The organism is Bacillus sp. SLBN-46 (genome assembly GCF_031453555.1).
Classification (GTDB): Bacteria; Bacillota; Bacilli; order Bacillales; family Cytobacillaceae; genus Neobacillus.
Genome location: NZ_JAVIZM010000001.1, coordinates 1069413 through 1085912 on the forward strand (window position 1 = coordinate 1069413; position 16500 = coordinate 1085912).

Here is a 16500-nt window from a genome sequence, read left to right on the forward strand (position 1 = left end):
TATTTTCAAGAAAAAGTCAAAGCAAAATTTCCATTGTAAAATAGAAATCTTTTGTTAAAGGGAATGGTTGACTTCCGCTCCAATCAACAATGGACTCTATACAAAGAAAAACATACGACAAGTCTTTTGCACGACTCATTGTATGTTTTCCGAAAATTATTTAGTTACTTGATAGTCTGGGTGAAAAAGGAGTTCTTTGATGTTTATTGGTTTCTTTTCTTGTACTGACCGCCATACGCCTTCGCCGACTGCGATAGAGTAGGCACCGGCTTCAGAACCTGCTAAAATTTGATAGTCCCGGGCGGGGTCAGACCCGAGGAACAGGTCCTCTAGTAAAATCGGATCGCCGCCGCCATGTCCGCCAGGGGTTTTGACCAGTTCAATCGTTTCTTTTCCGCCAAAAAGAGGGTAGTATTCGATGGTTTGTTCCGGATATTCAAATGGAATACGTGACGGTTCATGGTATTCCGTCGTTTCAATTCTTCCTTTTGTACCATTAATCGCTAACCGGTACCCTTCATAAGGTGCAGAGAAATTAATCGAATAACTGAGCAAGCTGCCACCGTCATATTTCACGGTTGCTACATACGTATCTTCAATAGAAATCTCCTCATCAAAAATACATGCATCAGGCCGATAATTCGAATAAGGAACGTCTTTTTCATACACGCCTGCTAAAAGATGGTCGTCTCTTACCGATGAGGAACCGCTTCTAGGGTTCCAGCGTCTGAAATAACTGCAGTCATTTCGAACGTCGCAGGTTCCACAGAAACGCCCCGATTCCTTTCGTGGATTCAATTCCCCGTTTGGCCCATAGTAATTTAAGTTTCCGTAAGCGAATACTTCTTCAGGCTTTTGGTCCAGCCACCAGTTAACAAGATCAAAATGATGAGTAGATTTATGAATCGATAATCCACCAGATTTTTCTCGATCACGGTTCCAGCGTTTAAAGTAGCTCGATCCATGGAAAGTATCAATATACCAATTTAAATCAACCGATGTCACTCGGCCAATTTTCCCTTCGAGGATCATCTCTTTAATTTTTCGATGGAACGGGCTGTAGCGATAGTTAAAAGTAACCGTGACGTTCCCTTTGCTTTCTGCCTCGGCTTGTATGACCTTATAGGCATCCTCAGCGTTTGTCACCATCGGCTTTTCGGTGATGACATTTACGTGTTTATGTAAAGCTCTTAAAATATAATCTACGTGGGTATCATCTCTACCAGCGACAATGACATAATCCGGCTGTGTTTCATCAATCATTTTCTCGAATTGTTCGGGAGAATAGGTGGGAACTTGTGCCAGCCTTGGATATTGGTCTTTGCAAATCGTAAATCTTAGTGAGTCAGAATCGAGCAGACCCACAATCTCATGTTTCTGTGAAAATTCATTTAATAGTGGTTTGATAAACATTTGTAATGCCCGATTGCTCACGCCGCAGATGACATATTTCTTCATATTAAAAGCCTCCCATGTAAGGTGATTGAAAAATTATAAGACCTCAGGCCCAAAGAACCGTAATGCTTTCACTGTTTTATCACCCATTTTTACAATTGAAAAATGGGACACATTAGCCGGAATGAACAGCTGATCTCCTTGTTTAACTGGCTGAACTTCTTCACCTGTAACAATGGTGGCCTCTCCAGAAAGAATGTACAGTCCGGAAAATACGCCGTCTCCTTGAATGTCCACCTTATTCTGAACCTCGACCTGGGTCATTCTGAAATAAGGTGTCCGTTTGTATCCGATTAGTTCGATTTCCCGATGACCTTCTGATTCCGCCAAAACAACGGGAGCAACCTGCCAATTCTCCAATGTTTCATCCCGTGAAAACGTCTCGTACCTAAAAATATCAAACATTTTTTCAAAGCCTAAACCTTGATGGATTAAAAAATCATCGATTTGTAATCCAGAAGGGGAAACCTTTTCTAAACGAATGGTATAATCGGATGGCTCCTGAATTTCAATTAATAAGCAGCCGGAGCCAATAGCATGGGGGATGCCCGCTTCTATTAAAAAGGTATCACCAGGCTGGACTTCGTATTTGTGCAGACAATTGAGCATGCCTTGGATATCTTGTTCATCAAACAAAGCTTTCCACTGTTCTCTCGTTACACCGGGCTTAAACCCAACATGCACGTAGGGAGCCTCGCCGTCGATTTCTCTGCCGCCAATGAAGTGCCAGCATTCTGTTTTTCCATACATAGAGTTGAATAATTTTTTAGCTTTCTCCCTGTCAGGATGAGCCTGCATGATTAATCGCTCTGCTGTATCAATTAACTTCACTAATACGCCGGTCTCATTGCCGAATGTCTCCACTTGTTTTTTACCAAGGAATGCTTCCGGATTTTTCTCGATGAGTTCCTTTAAGCTCATATCGACACCGGGAACATCTAGCTTGCTTAATCCCTCGTCCTTAACGTGTTCACGGTCTGCGTTTCGAGTCGTAGAAATGATGCTCATCATCCATTCTTCCGGATAATGGCTATCCTTCGGGTCAGGGTTTCCATATAATTCATCGATGAGTTTTCCACCTAAGTAAGTCCGCCAAGACCTTGTAGGTTCTAACTTAATTGGCGCTGTTCCGTCTAGCTTTACCGTACGAACATTCATCGGTAAGAACCTCCTTATAAAAATAAGATAGAAAGCTTCCATTTCACTGGAAGCTCTCAAACGAATCATTTTGCTATATTAAAAACTATTGCTGGCTTTTATTCAGATCATATAGAGCCATACTAGCTAGGATAAAGGCACCCATCCCGTGAAGGTCGTTTTCTGAAGTTGGGCGTGATACGTAGTAATCGTAAGTGCCGGCGCTTGTACCGATGACAATCCCTTTTAAGGTAAAAGAATGATCATCCGTATCTACCATATGCTGCAATAATCCTGCATAGGTTTTATTAGCTACTTCACGATACGAATCATCGACAATACCATGCTTAACCGCTTTCGCAATAAAATATAAGAAGAGGGAAGAGCAAGACGATTCCAACCAATTGTCTGGTCGATCGCCCTTATTAATCACGTTTATACCAGAGACCGGATTCCTTATTCTGTTGCGCTACCACGGCTGGGATAAAGTTTTGAAGAGAAGTTATGAGGTCCTCTTGACCACGTTTTTTGTCACCTAAGATCTCTAACAAATCAATCAATGCCGTACCGTACCAGCCAACCGAACGTCCCCAGAAGTCCGGGGAGCAGCCTGTTTCGGAATCCGCCCATGGCTGTACTTTTTTCTCATCCCAAGCGTGGAACAGTAAACCAGTTTTAGGGTCTGTCATATGCTTTCTCATAAGTTTTTCTTGGAGCAGAACATGCTGAACCAGTTCTTCCTCATGAAAATGCTCGCTGTACAGAAGCATGAATGGTCCACCCATAAAAAGGCCGTCTAACCACATTTGATAAGGGTATTTTTCTTTATGCCAGAAACCATTTTCAGATGTTCTGTTAATTGTATCTAATGCACTTCTTAATCGCTTAGCAGCAATCATATATTTTGGATGCTTCGTTTTTTCATAAAGAGGGAAGAGGAGAATCCCTGCCATCGTTGAGTCCAGCTCATCGCGGGCAAAGCATACATTGCCTTCTTCATCTACTAAGCTATCAATATAGGCTTTGATGTATTCAAAGTACTCGTCTTTGCCTGTTGCTTCCCATACGCGCAACATTCCATATAAAAATACCCCTTGGTGATAATGAAAGGAATTAACTGGAGGTAAGTCCTCTGCACGGAATTTGTTCATTAGGGCTTGGCAGGCTTTTTCGGCCATGGCTAATGGTGTTTCAATTCCAATTTGTTCTGATGTGATTCCCATTGTTCAGTCTCCTTTTTTAAAAAATTTCTCCCACGTGCATGGACAAACTGGGTGTTAATTGAATCAACACCCAGAAGTTTGTTTACTTTTTAAATGTTTCGTCGTATTTCTTTTTAGATTCTTCGATGGCTTTTGCCCATTGATCTAAGAATTCTTTTGCTGTCATTTTTCCACTCATGACTGCTTGGACACCAGGGTCTACGACACCGTCAAGGATGGCGCGGTAATCTGGTAAATAGAATGGAGGCATATAAATCTTTGTATCTTTATTGTTATAGACGTCAAATGCTACCTTGATATGCTGTGCGTTTTGTACCCATTCATCATCTAATACATCTTTATTTGTTGGAATCTGACCTGTTTTTTCATTCCAGTAGCTTTGTGCTTCTTCTGAGTTAATAAATTCGATAAATTTCCAAGCTTCATCTGCATGTTTGGTTGATTTGAAGATACCTAGGTTAACTGCGTTTCCACCTTCAGCCACATATTTACCATCTTCTGTTGTTGGTAGTGGAATTAACTTGAAGGAGCCTGCAGGTAACGCCTTACTGTGCTCACCAAAAGAACCAGGGTTGTGGTGTACCATTGCGACAACACCCGTATCAAAGCCTGCAATCATTTCTTTATAACCATTAGTGATATCACTCTTTGGCGTTAATTTGTTGTAGTAAGAGAAATACTTTTCTACAAACTCTACATGTTTAGGATCATTGATGTTTGTTTTTCCATTTTTATCAAAGAAGTCTAAACCACTATAAGCAAACATCGCTCTTTGAATCGTGAAGGAAGCACCTGCTCCGCCGCGGATTGTAAAACCATAACGGTTTTTGTCTTTATCTCTCATTTTTTCGATCACATTGAAGAATTCATCCCATGTTTTCGGCTCTTGGATGCCTGCTTCTTGGAACCAGTCTGTACGGATCCATAAAGCATCTAAGTTTTGCGCATAAGGAATACCGTAAAGCTTGCCATCTTGAGTGATTTTCTTGTTTACATCCGTTGCACCTTTGTTAATTTTCGTGCTGATATCAGACTTCTTGAAATACGAGTCAAGTGGAAGTAAGGCTTTACGAATTGAGAATTCAGGAAGCCAAGTGGTCTGCATAGAACCTACGTCTGGCATATCATCCGCTGCGATGGCAGCATCATATTTTGATTTGGCGGAAGCGTTTGGAATACCGACATACTCAACATCAATATTGGGGTATTTTTCTTCAAATCGTTTAATCACTTCTTCCCAAACAGGTGTACGAGCTGGGCCTGCGTTTTCATCCCAAAACTGAAGGGTAACAGGTTCATCTGATTTCGTTGCTGCTTTTTTTGTTGTGGAGGATGCTTTTTCTTCTGCACCACCACAGCCCGTTAGTAACATACCAGTTGCCATTGTTAATACGAGAACAGAGGTTGTAACTTTTTTCTTAAACATGATATTGCCTCCCTTAATATTTTTATATTTTTATTAACCTTTGACAGCTCCACCCATACCGTTGACTAGGTGTTTCTGTGCGTAGGCAAAAAGAATAACTGCAGGGACTAGAGCGATAATACTTCCGGCTGCCAATGCACCATAGTTGATACTAAATTCACCCATCATGGAACTTAAACCAACTGGAAGAGTGAATTTGGATTGTCGATTGGTCAGCATCAAAGCGATTAAAAATTCATTCCACGTATAAATGAAGGTAAATACTCCTGTTGCTACAATACCTGGCATTAATAGAGGAAAGACAACGTGTCTTAGGGACTGCAATTTTGTACAACCATCCATCATGGCGGCTTCCTCTAATTCTTTTGGCACATTGGAGATAAATCCACTCATCAGGATCGTTGTAAATGGAATCTCAACGGCTGTATACGTGATGATTAATGAAAGTGGGTTACTAATTAATCCTAGGGTTTTGAAAATGATGAACAATGGAATGATCATCATGGCCCTTGGGATGAATTGTGTACATAACAGCATGAGCATGAAGCTTCGTTTGCCTTTGAACTGGTATCTGCTCAATGCATAACCAGAAAGGGTGGAACAAATGAGTACAGCGATGACGGTAAAAACACCAACTAGTAAACTATTTTTAAAGAAGGTCGCAAAACCAACACTGCTCCAGGCCATGACAAAGTTATCAACCGTTGGGCTGACCGGCAGATATTGTAGCGGTCGTTTGACAATGTCGCCTTCAGGTTTAAACGCGGTATTGAGTGTCCAGTAAATAGGGAAGATCGTAAAACTCAGCATCATGATTAAAGGAAGATATAGAGTTAAGAGTTTGTCGACTTTTTTATTTTTTGTAAACATGCTAGAATCACTCCTTTTCATAACGGGATAGTTTCAAGTAAAGGATGGCGAAAATCAGTAGAATAGCAAATGAAACCACCGTTAAGGCCGAACCATATCCGAAATTACTTCCATGAACAGCTAAATCAGCAATATACATGGTTAGGGTGGTGGTTGAATGGGCGGGACCGCCACCTGTTAAGTTGAATAGGAGATCCACGTTATTAAATTCCCAAACCACACGGAGTAAGGTAGTTAACACAATCGTATTTTTCAATTGCGGCAGCGTCACATAGATAAATGATTTCCATCTGCTGGCGCCATCTACCCGCGCTGCTTCGTACAATTCAGTCGGTATACTTTGTAAGGAAGCTAGTAGGGTAATCGCAAAAAACGGAATCCCTCTCCATAGCTCTGCAATAATAACGGAGGTGAAAGCTGTTGATGTACCCGCTAAGAATGCCTGTGGTTCATCGATGATTCCTAATTTCATTAGTAAGTCATTCAGTACGCCCATGTGTTCGTTGAACATTAAGGACCACATTGTTGATGCAAGTACCCCTGAAATGGCCCAAGGGATAAAAGCAACAGCACGTACGACGCCTCTGAATTTAAATGTTTGATTCAAGAGTAAGGCTAAGATCATACCGAAAATTAATTGAAGGCCTACCTCTGAAACCACCCATTTCAAACTATTAACTAAGCTAGGAATGAACATCTCATCTTTTGTAAAGATGTTAACGAAGTTTTCAAAGCCGGCAAAACCGTTATAGTAGGGAGCTGACACATCATAGTTTTGAACGCTGTAATAGAATACAGTCGCGATTGGATAAAATAGAAAAGCTAAGATAATTAGAAAAGATGGTAGGATAAAAAGATAGGGAATCCATTTGTCTTTTTTAACATTCCTTTTGTTCACCACCCTTTTACTCTTAACAGCAGTCTCGGTAGCACTTTGTGATGCATTCATCTAGTTTCCTCCTCTCTTGTTTCTCATAATAAATGAAAACGGTTTCTTGTATAATTAAAGATTTTAAGATGATTTATTAAAATTTTAAGATATTTGCATAAACTTACTTGTTTACCGTTCGGAAAAATTGGTTTATTGTTTTATGTAGGGAATCGAAATATCATACATACTTTGCTAACGGGGAGATCCTGCGATGAGGGCTATGAAGATAAAACAATTTATTCGAAAGCATTTTTTCAACTCTTTTAAATCCACGATTAACACTCTCTATCTGCCTATCATTATCATTGTTATTTTCATTACTGGCTGGGTATCCACTATGCTTGCAACCGCACAAATCGAAGAAAATGCCTATAAAAATGTAAACGATACCATATTCCAGACGAAAAATTACCTTGATAATATGCTCTCAGATGTTTTTCAGCAATTAGTCTCTTTATCGAATGATCCAAGGATTCTATCATTAATGGATAAACAAGAGTCAGAGATTAAACCAAGTTCTTATGTAGAAATTGATAATAATCTAAAGCTTATTTATTCCCGCTATGATGTTATCCTTAATTCCGTGCTGGTGGATCTTAATCAAAAGCAATTCCTGCTCTATCATAGTGGGTATAACTCCAATCCATCGGTCAATTATAATAACTATTTTTCAAAATTCAGTGGAAGTAAGGAAGGCTTTTACTGGAGAAATATTCATCAAGACAAAGTGTTTAATGAAAACGACAAAGTGCTTTCGGTATTTAGGTTGATAAATCGAAATCAATCAAAATCAAAAGGGATCGTTTTATTTAATTTACGAGCCGAGTTTTTTGAACAGGTATTGAATAAATCGTTAATTGGAGAAAATGGCTATTTAGCTCTCATCAGTCCGGACGGGAAATATGAATCGAAGAATGTGAAAGAGGAATACAAACTAGATGAAGCGACATTGCATTCTCTTCAAGGCCTGAAAAAGAAAAGTGGACAATTCTCTTATGAAAGTGCAGTAGGCGAAGAGATGATTGTCATCTACGATACATTAAGTGCGAATGATTGGAAAATAGCAGCGGTTATTCCACAAAGTGAAATGTTGAAAAAAGTGAATTATATCAAAGATTTCACGATTTTCCTTGTTGCCTTAATGATTGTTGCTGTTGTCTTTCTAACGAACTTCGTTGGAAAATACATTTCAAAACCCTTTGAACGATTGGCACAACAAATGGGGAGGGTGGATAAGGAACATCTGGATTTTAACGTAGAAATGTCCGGACCGGAGGAAATGAAAATTCTTCATACGGGCTTTAAAGATTTAATTATCCGAATCCATACATTGATGGAACAAATCCGATTGGAGCAAGAGGAGAAACGGCAATTAGAATTTGCAATTATGCACGCCCAAATTAATCCTCATTTCCTCTATAATACGCTCTACTCGATTAAGGGTTTATGTGATATGGGGCTCAATAAGGATGCCAGTCAAATGATTACCGCCCTCTCTAGTTTTTTCCGGATTGGGATTAGTAAAGGGAAAGAGATTATTTCAATCCAGGATGAAATTGAGCATATTCAGCATTACTTATTTATTCAGGAGATGCGCTATGGGGACGATTTTACCTATGAAATTAATGTAGATGAGGACATTCTATCCTATCATATTATTAAACTTTCTTTACAGCCTCTGATTGAAAATGCGATTTACCACGGGGTAAAGCAAAAACGGGGGCAAGGAAGAATTACGATTAATGGGTATCAGGCGGAAGATACGATTCATTTAGAAGTTGCCGATAATGGAAATGGAATCGAACCGCAAAAATTAAAGGATATATTGCAAGAAATAGAAGCTTCCTATCAAGACAAAAAGAGATTTATTGGTATTGGTCTGAAAAGTGTTAATGAACGAATTAAAATTCACTTCGGAAAAGAATATGGTCTAACTATTGCAAGTGAACCTGGTAATGGGACAGTAGTAAGCATTACTATACCCAAAACAAAAGGGGAGATGAAGGAGTATGCATAAAGTGATCGTGGTGGAAGATGATAGAATTATTCGTCGAGGCATATGTAAGGCAATCCCTTGGGAAGAGCATGGTTTTGTTGTTGCAGGGGAAGCGGGAGATGGAGAGGTAGCCCTGGATTTGATAGAAAAAGAGAAGCCACAGGTGGTTATTTCGGATATTAATATGCCCTTTATGAGCGGGTTAGAGATGGCCAAAAAGATAAAAGAAAGAAGCTTAGATACAAGGATTATTTTTCTAACGGGGTATGAAGATTTTAAATATGCTCAGGAAGCGGTAAAATTGAAAGCGTTTGATTATTTATTAAAGCCGGTTGACGCTGAAGATATACTGATGAAAGCAAAGGAAGCGGCAGCTGATTGGGAGAGTGAAATGGCGAAGGAAAAGAAGATTATCGAATCCTTGCCGTTACTTCAGCAGCAATTCTTTCAGAAGCTGATTAGGGATGGAGAGCAGAGGCTGGATGTGGAAAAAGAATTATCAGAGCTTGGGGTACAGCTGGAAGGTCCACACTTTGCCACTGTACTGGTCAAATATTCTTCAGAGCTTGAAGACGAAGGTTATGCCTTCCGAGAAAAGATGTTGAACGTCACTTCTTTTGTTTTTAAAGAGATTAACTCTATGGTCATGAATGTGGATACCGACGAATTTGCCCTTCTATTATCGCTCGAAAATGAGGATGATGGAAGAAAAGGACTGTTAGCAGAAGCGTTGTTTGAGCAGCTTAGTGAACAAGTAGACCATCAGGTAACAATTACACTTGGTAGAACGTATGCCAATTTGTTTGAAGTCGGAAAATCCTTTTTAGAAGCCCGGCTTGCGATGGATATGAGACATATTATGGGGACAGGCACTGTGTTTTCTTTAGATGACACGATGTCGAAGGAAGAATCAGAAGAGGAACCATTACATGATTTAGTGACGAAATTAGAAACCCAGATCAAGACCGGCTTACCGGAAAAGGCGAATGATACGTTGGCTCAATTAAGTGCAGCGATTGTGGAAAGAAAGAATGTGCCTTTATCTGATTTGAAAGTTCTTGCTTTAAAATTCAGCACCATGCTTTTTTCGGAAATTGAGAAATGGATCAAGGAAGAGACTAACGGCTTCAACTCCTCTGAAGTCTATAAAGAAATCATGGAATTACATACTTTGACCGAGATGGCAGAAATCCTACAACAGCTGATTGAGCAGTGGTCTACGGCCATGTATCAGAGGAGAGAGAAGAATTATTTCAGCCACGTGGACCAAGCGATTACGTATATGAAGGAGAACTTTCATGATAGTAGTTTAACGCTTCAACGAGTGGCAGAAGTGATTCATGTGAGCACTCCGTATTTAAGTAACTTATTTAAGCTTGAAAAAGGATTTAATTTTGGGGATTTCTTGCTGGAGCTACGCATGAAGCGGGCGATGGAAGTATTAAGCTCGGAGGATATTAAAACCTCTGAGGTCTGCGATAAAGTGGGCTACAGCAATCCGCAATACTTTGGCATTTGTTTTAAAAAATTCACAGGCTATACGCCTGCGGAGTATAAGAAGAAGTTTAGATAATATATGAAACTAATCATCCAATGGGGTGGTTAGTTTTTTTATTGTGTTCAAATTTTTAAGATAATAGTTTAAGATTTTAAGGACTTTGCCCAATCGAATTGTAACCCCTTACATGCTTTTATACAATCAACGTGTGAAGGTTTTCCTAATGTTATGATTTTTCAAAATGAAAACCACTGATAGGGGTGACATCGTGAAAAAATTTACCATACTAAACAAAATTTCGAACTGTGGAGTCGTCGCTGTCGTTAGAGCAGACTCAAAGGAAGAAGCCATAAAGATCTCAGAAGCATGTGTGAAAGGCGGCCTCACTGGGATTGAGCTGACCTTTACCGTTCAAGGCGCCGACGAAGTAATCAAAGAATTGGCAGCAGTCTATCAAGACAACAAGGATGTAGTCATTGGTGCCGGAACCGTCCTTGATGCAACCACCGCACGGATTGCCATCCTGGCAGGAGCTCAGTTTGTGGTCAGTCCAAGCTTCGACCTAGAAACGGCTAAACTATGTAATCTCTATCAAATTCCTTATATGCCAGGCTGTATGACCATCACAGAAATGAAGCATGCGCTCGAGGCTGGCGTGGACATCGTCAAGCTCTTTCCCGGCAATGCCTTTGGACCGGACTTCGTGAAAGCAGTGAAAGGCCCGCTTCCACAGGTGAACCTGATGCCAACAGGCGGGGTGGACCTGGAGAATGTCGGGCAATGGATCAAAAATGGCTGTGTCGCTGTCGGTGTGGGTGGTAACTTAGTAGCCCCAGCCAAAACAGGTGACTTTGCAAAAATTACAGAATATGCAAGAGAATATGTGAAAAAAGTACAGATAGCTAGAGAGGCATAGATGATGAAAAAGATTATTACTCTAGGAGAAATTTTACTTAGATTCTCAACAAAGGTGGGGGAGCGGCTCTCCCAAGCCAATCAGGCAATCATGCATTACGGTGGGGCAGAGACTAACGTCGGCGTTTCCCTATCCCATTTTGGGCACCAAGTTTATGTTGTGAGTAAGGTTCCCGATCACTCGCTTGGAACGGCCGTAGAAGGACATCTGAAATCCTTTGGCGTTCATACGGATTACCTGCTAAAGGGTGGAGAGCGGTTAGGCACTTATTATCTAGAATCAGGCGTTGGGCCAAGAAGTGCGCAAGTTACCTATGATCGGAAGTATTCTAGTTTTTCCACCTTAACGATCGAGGAAATTAACTTTGATGAAGTGTTCCAGGATGCAGACCTATTCCATGTTTCAAGTATCTCGGCGGCAGTCTCACCGAGTATGAAAGAAGTCGTTTTACATGCTTTAAGAAAAGCAAAGGAGCTAGGGGTAACGACCAGCTTTGATTTTAACTATCGGGCCAAATTATGGAGTCATCAGGAAGCAGCAGAAGCAATACAGACCTTCCTTCCATTTGTGGATATCTGCTTTTGTGGCGAGTTGGATGCGATTTATTTGTTAGGCATTAAAAAAGTGGACGGAGGAATGGATTCGGCTGCTAGACTCGAAAGCTATTATCAACAAATCAAACAGCTGTATCCGAACCTTCAATATATAAGTTCTACTTTCCGCCAGGTGCGGTCTGCTTCGACACATACCCTTCAAGGCAACTTTTATACAGAAGGAGAACTGTACCAGTCGAAGGTTTACGCAATCGATCATATCGTCGATCGTGTTGGAGGCGGAGACGCCTTTGCGGCAGGAATATTGAACGGAATCCTGAAGAAGAAGGCTCCTGAAGAGGTTGTATCGTTTGCAACGGCAGCGTCTGTGCTAAAACATACGATTCATGGTGATTGCAATACGTTCTCAGAAGATGAAATTAACCAGTTTGCTAGTCTTGAACCAGGAAAAATTGTTAGATAGGTAATTTTTATAGAGGAGGAATGGGGATTGGAAACACGTTATGCGAACCACCCAGAAGAAATCAAACGGTACAATACGGACGAATTAAGAAAGCATTTTTTAGTGGAAACTCTTTTTGAACCAGGGAAGGTTCATTTAACTTATACACATGTCGATCGGATGATTTTTGGTGGAGTGACACCTACTGAGGAAGAATTATCGATTACGCTGGATAAACAACTTGGGGTGAACTATTTCCTTGAGCGTCGTGAATTAGGAATCATTAATATTGGCGGTGACGGATTCGTTATTCTCGATGGGGTTCAACATGATATGCAGCGTCGAGATGGTCTTTATGTGGGAAGAGGAACCAAGGAAGTTCTCTTCGGTTCATTGGATGCCAATAACCCGGCCAAGTTTTATATCAATTCGACTCCTGCCCACCATACGTACCCAACAGTAAAGATTGATATTAATAACATTAAGCCGCTTGAAGCTGGAGAATCAGGAACATTAAATGAGAGAAAAATCTATCAGTACGTGCATCCAAATGTGTGTGAAAGCTGTCAGCTTCAGATGGGACTAACGATGCTGTCTCCAGGAAGTGTGTGGAACACGATGCCGTGTCATACCCATGAACGCCGGATGGAAGTGTACTTATACTTTGATATGGAACCAGAAACAAGGGTGTTCCACTTCATGGGACAACCAAACGAAACAAGACATCTTGTCTTGAAAAATGAGCAGGCAGCTATTTCTCCAAGCTGGTCGATTCACACAGGAACAGCAACAAGCAACTATACGTTTATTTGGGGAATGTGCGGGGAGAATATCACGTACGATGACATGGATTTTGTGAAAATGGAAGATTTGAGATAGATAGCATACTAGATGACGAACGGGGAGGCAGAATCATGACCACACAATTAAACGATTTCTCATTAGATTTTTTCTCACTAGCAGGCAAGGTGGCAATCGTGACTGGGGGTAATACGGGATTAGGTCAGGGCTATGCAGTGGCTCTTGCCAATGCCGGTGCCGATGTATTTGTTGTGACCCACGGCACGAATTGGGATGAAACAAGAGAGCTCATTGAAGCGGAAGGCCGCCGAGTAGAATTTTTCCAAGCTGATTTAACAGACCGGGAAGCGATTAAAGAGATTGTTGCGGCGTGCGTAAGCGCGTTTGGGAAAATTGATATTTTAGTCAACAATGCCGGTACCATCCGCCGTGCTCCACTGCTTGAGTATAAGGCAGAGGATTGGGATGCGGTAATGGAGATCAACTTGAATTCTGTTTATTTTTTAAGCCAAGAGGTCGCGAAAGTTATGGTAGAGCAAAAGAGCGGAAAAATCATCAATGTGGCTTCCATGCTTTCATTCCAGGGAGGAAAATTTGTCCCGCCATATACAGCTAGTAAGCATGCCGTTGCCGGTGTAACGAAAGCATTTGCTAATGAATTAGCGCAATATGGCATTCAAATCAATGCGATTGCTCCTGGGTATGTGGAGACAGCCAATACCGCACCCATTCGTGAGGATGAAGGGCGTCATAAAGAAATTACCGCCCGTATTCCGGCCGGACGCTGGGCAACACCTGCCGATTTAATGGGCGTCGTCGTGTTCTTATCAAGCAAAGCATCTGATTATATGAACGGTCATATCCTAGCAGTTGACGGTGGTTGGTTAGCTAGATAAACCTATTAAAAGCCGTATCGCTTTAGAAGTGATACGGCTTTTACCAAAAAACGGAGGATTGAAATGATAGCAAACATCGGAATCAGAGCCCATGATATTGAAAAACCTTCTATTGAGGAAGTCGCTGATGCGGTTGTTAATAAAGGACTCACATCTGTTCAATTAGCATTAAAAAAATCCCTAAAGGATATCCCTTCAGATTTAGGAAGCTTAAGTCCTGGTTTTGGTCATACAATTGGAAGCGTTTTTAAAAAACGGGATCTTCAAATTGCTGTTTTAGGCTGTTATATCAACATGATTCATCCCAATCCATCGCAAAGAAGAAAAGAATTGGACCGTTTCAAGGAGCATCTACGCTTTGCGAGGGATTTTGGCTGCAGCATCGTCGGGACGGAAACAGGAAATGTTCAAGCTGAAATGAAGTACACAGAAGAGAACTTTAAGGAACAACCGTTTCTCGAGGTAGTCGAGAGTGTGAAGGAGCTTGTGGAAGAGGCCGAAAAGTTCGGCGTTATCGTTGGTATTGAAGGGGGCATCAACCACCCGGTCCATACACCTGAGCGAATGAAGAGGCTGCTCGATCTTGTCCCATCGAACAACCTCCAAGTCATCTATGACCCTGCCAACTTTATCTCTATGGAAAATTACCAGGATCAAGTAGCGGTCATAGAAGAAGCCTTTGACCTGTTTGGCGACAGGATGGTTATTCTCCACGCCAAGGACTTTGTCATCGAGGGTGACCAAGTCAAAATGGTACCTGTTGGTCAGGGGCTGTTGAATTACGATTACCTCTTTAAACAGTTAAAAAAGAAAAAGCCGTATATCACCATGCTAATGGAAAGCACAACAGAACCCTACATCGACGGCAGCATTACCTATTTAAAAGATAAATACGAAACCGCGTAGTTGAAATGAAAAAAATAGAAAAGGCTGGATGAATGATGAAAAACTTCATGGATGAGAATTTTTTATTAAATAATGAAACGTCTATTCGTTTGTATCATGAATACGCAAAGGATATGCCCATCATTGACTACCACTGCCATTTAAGCCCAAAGGAAATCTATGAAAATAAACGCTTCAAAAACATTACCGATATCTGGTTATCAGGTGATCACTATAAATGGCGCTTAATGAGAGCGAATGGTGTAGATGAAGAGTATATTACCGGCAATGCCAGTGATTACGATAAATTCCTAGCTTGGGCAGAAACGGTACCTATGACCATTGGAAATCCACTATACAATTGGACCCATTTAGAACTACAGAGATATTTTGGTATTCATGAGCTATTAAACTTAGAGAGTGCCCCGTCCATTTGGGAAAAAGTAAATGCCTTACTCAATAGTGACGGCTTTGGTGCAAGAGATTTTATTAAAAAATCAAAGGTTCAAGTCGTGTGTACGACGGATGACCCTGTGGATTCTCTTGAATATCACCAACTATTACAAGAAGATACCGATTTTAATGTGAAGGTATTACCTAGCTTCCGTCCAGATAAGGGCCTTGAAATTAATCGAGAAGGCTATCAAGAGTGGGTAAGCAAACTGGAAGAGGCTGCCGGAACCAAAATTGCTACGTATGACCACTTGTTACAGGCACTTGAATCGAGAGTTCGCTTCTTCCATTCCATAGGAGGCAGAGTTTCCGATCATGCCATCGATATGATGATGTTCGCGGAAGCAACGAAAGAAGAAGCTGCGCAAATTTTTCAAGAGGCATTAGCGGGTAACAAAGTGTCTTTGGAAGATGAGAAAAAATATAAAAGCTTTACCTTAACCTTCCTCGGAAAGTTGTATTCCGAATTGGGCTGGGCGATGCAGTTCCATATTAATGCGTTACGAAATAATAATGCGAGAATGTTTAAGGAAATGGGGCCAGATACAGGCTTTGACTCGATTAATGATGAAAAAATTGCGAAGCCATTAGCCCAGTTATTAAACGCGTTGGAGCTTGATAATAAGCTTCCTAAAACGATTATCTATTCCCTAAATCCTAAGGATAATGAAATCATTGCCGCCATGATCGGCTGTTTCCAAGGTGGCGGAATTCCAGGGAAAATTCAATTCGGAACCGCCTGGTGGTTCAATGATCAAAAATCAGGCATGCTGGAGCAAATGCAGGCGCTTGCTAATGTCGGTTTATTCACCCGCTTTATTGGGATGCTGACCGATTCCAGAAGCTTCCTATCGTATACGCGACATGAATACTTTAGAAGATTATTCTGCTCTTTTATTGGTGAATGGGTGGAAAATGGGGAGGTACCTAATGACATCGAGTTTTTAGGGAAAATAGCTCAAGGAATCTCTTACACCAATGCAAAAGAATATTTTCAATTCTAGTGGCCCTAGTAAT

13 protein-coding genes and 1 pseudogene are annotated in these 16500 nt (G+C 41.0%); 8 read left to right on the top strand and 6 right to left on the bottom strand.

Annotated elements, in window-relative coordinates:
* Window positions 1-156: 156 nt before the first annotated feature.
* The 6 genes and pseudogenes from QFZ87_RS05540 to QFZ87_RS05565 all read right to left on the bottom strand — a co-directional run bounded on the left by QFZ87_RS05540 (window position 157) and on the right by QFZ87_RS05565 (window position 7060).
* On the bottom strand, window positions 157-1458 hold the full coding sequence (locus QFZ87_RS05540; protein WP_309858820.1) for a Gfo/Idh/MocA family protein: 1302 nt from the start codon (window positions 1456-1458) through the stop codon (window positions 157-159).
* A 33-nt stretch (window positions 1459-1491) separates the two neighbouring features.
* Window positions 1492-2613 carry a type I phosphomannose isomerase catalytic subunit gene (locus QFZ87_RS05545; protein ID WP_309858823.1) on the bottom strand — a complete coding sequence of 374 codons (1122 nt, stop codon included), beginning with the start codon at window positions 2611-2613 and terminating at the stop codon, window positions 1492-1494.
* An 85-nt stretch (window positions 2614-2698) separates the two neighbouring features.
* A pseudogene (locus QFZ87_RS05550) lies at window positions 2699-3815 on the bottom strand (glycoside hydrolase family 88/105 protein).
* Between the two features lie 82 nt (window positions 3816-3897).
* Window positions 3898-5241, bottom strand: a complete 1344-nt coding sequence (locus QFZ87_RS05555; RefSeq protein WP_309858826.1) for an ABC transporter substrate-binding protein — start codon at window positions 5239-5241, stop codon at window positions 3898-3900.
* Window positions 5242-5274: 33 nt separating this feature from the next.
* A complete protein-coding gene (locus tag QFZ87_RS05560) occupies window positions 5275-6111 on the bottom strand; it encodes a carbohydrate ABC transporter permease (protein WP_309858830.1) in 837 nt (278 codons plus the stop codon).
* Window positions 6112-6118: 7 nt separating this feature from the next.
* Window positions 6119-7060 carry a carbohydrate ABC transporter permease gene (locus QFZ87_RS05565; protein ID WP_309858832.1) on the bottom strand — a complete coding sequence of 314 codons (942 nt, stop codon included), beginning with the start codon at window positions 7058-7060 and terminating at the stop codon, window positions 6119-6121.
* A 193-nt stretch (window positions 7061-7253) separates the two neighbouring features.
* On the opposite strand from QFZ87_RS05565, the gene QFZ87_RS05570 reads away from it, so the two are divergent.
* The 8 genes from QFZ87_RS05570 (at window position 7254) to uxaC (ending at window position 16487) form a co-directional block, all read left to right on the top strand.
* Window positions 7254-9059, top strand: coding sequence for a sensor histidine kinase (locus QFZ87_RS05570; protein WP_309858835.1), 1806 nt, complete (start codon window positions 7254-7256; stop codon window positions 9057-9059).
* Complete coding sequence (locus QFZ87_RS05575) at window positions 9052-10611, top strand: response regulator (RefSeq protein ID WP_309858838.1); 1560 nt, start codon at window positions 9052-9054, stop codon at window positions 10609-10611. The genes QFZ87_RS05570 and QFZ87_RS05575 overlap by 8 nt, the downstream gene beginning before the upstream one ends.
* 193 nt (window positions 10612-10804) lie before the next feature.
* On the top strand, window positions 10805-11452 hold the full coding sequence (locus QFZ87_RS05580; RefSeq protein WP_309867660.1) for a bifunctional 4-hydroxy-2-oxoglutarate aldolase/2-dehydro-3-deoxy-phosphogluconate aldolase: 648 nt from the start codon (window positions 10805-10807) through the stop codon (window positions 11450-11452).
* The gene (locus QFZ87_RS05585) at window positions 11453-12469 is read left to right on the top strand and encodes a PfkB family carbohydrate kinase (protein ID WP_309858840.1); all 1017 of its coding nucleotides are present in this window, start codon (window positions 11453-11455) and stop codon (window positions 12467-12469) included.
* Window positions 12470-12496: 27 nt separating this feature from the next.
* Entirely contained in the window at window positions 12497-13327 is an 831-nt protein-coding gene (kduI, locus tag QFZ87_RS05590; protein ID WP_309858843.1) for a 5-dehydro-4-deoxy-D-glucuronate isomerase, read from the top strand.
* A 35-nt stretch (window positions 13328-13362) separates the two neighbouring features.
* Complete coding sequence (gene kduD / locus QFZ87_RS05595) at window positions 13363-14145, top strand: 2-dehydro-3-deoxy-D-gluconate 5-dehydrogenase KduD (protein ID WP_309858846.1); 783 nt, start codon at window positions 13363-13365, stop codon at window positions 14143-14145.
* 63 nt (window positions 14146-14208) lie between these two features.
* Window positions 14209-15051, top strand: a complete 843-nt coding sequence (locus QFZ87_RS05600; RefSeq protein WP_309858848.1) for a sugar phosphate isomerase/epimerase family protein — start codon at window positions 14209-14211, stop codon at window positions 15049-15051.
* 35 nt (window positions 15052-15086) lie between these two features.
* Window positions 15087-16487 (top strand): glucuronate isomerase, encoded by a 1401-nt coding sequence (gene uxaC, locus QFZ87_RS05605; protein WP_309867663.1) that lies wholly within the window; start codon window positions 15087-15089, stop codon window positions 16485-16487.
* Window positions 16488-16500 lie beyond the last annotated feature (13 nt).

Coding starts and splice junctions, on each gene's coding strand:
- uxaC (WP_309867663.1), top strand. CDS start 15,087: ATGAAAAACTTCATGGATGAGAATTTTTTATTAAATAATGAAACGTCT.
- QFZ87_RS05575 (WP_309858838.1), top strand. CDS start 9,052: ATGCATAAAGTGATCGTGGTGGAAGATGATAGAATTATTCGTCGAGGC.
- QFZ87_RS05570 (WP_309858835.1), top strand. CDS start 7,254: ATGAGGGCTATGAAGATAAAACAATTTATTCGAAAGCATTTTTTCAAC.
- QFZ87_RS05600 (WP_309858848.1), top strand. CDS start 14,209: ATGATAGCAAACATCGGAATCAGAGCCCATGATATTGAAAAACCTTCT.
- QFZ87_RS05540 (WP_309858820.1), bottom strand. CDS start 1,458: ATGAAGAAATATGTCATCTGCGGCGTGAGCAATCGGGCATTACAAATG.
- QFZ87_RS05555 (WP_309858826.1), bottom strand. CDS start 5,241: ATGTTTAAGAAAAAAGTTACAACCTCTGTTCTCGTATTAACAATGGCA.
- QFZ87_RS05585 (WP_309858840.1), top strand. CDS start 11,453: ATGATGAAAAAGATTATTACTCTAGGAGAAATTTTACTTAGATTCTCA.
- QFZ87_RS05560 (WP_309858830.1), bottom strand. CDS start 6,111: ATGTTTACAAAAAATAAAAAAGTCGACAAACTCTTAACTCTATATCTT.
- QFZ87_RS05565 (WP_309858832.1), bottom strand. CDS start 7,060: ATGAATGCATCACAAAGTGCTACCGAGACTGCTGTTAAGAGTAAAAGG.
- QFZ87_RS05545 (WP_309858823.1), bottom strand. CDS start 2,613: ATGAATGTTCGTACGGTAAAGCTAGACGGAACAGCGCCAATTAAGTTA.
- kduD (WP_309858846.1), top strand. CDS start 13,363: ATGACCACACAATTAAACGATTTCTCATTAGATTTTTTCTCACTAGCA.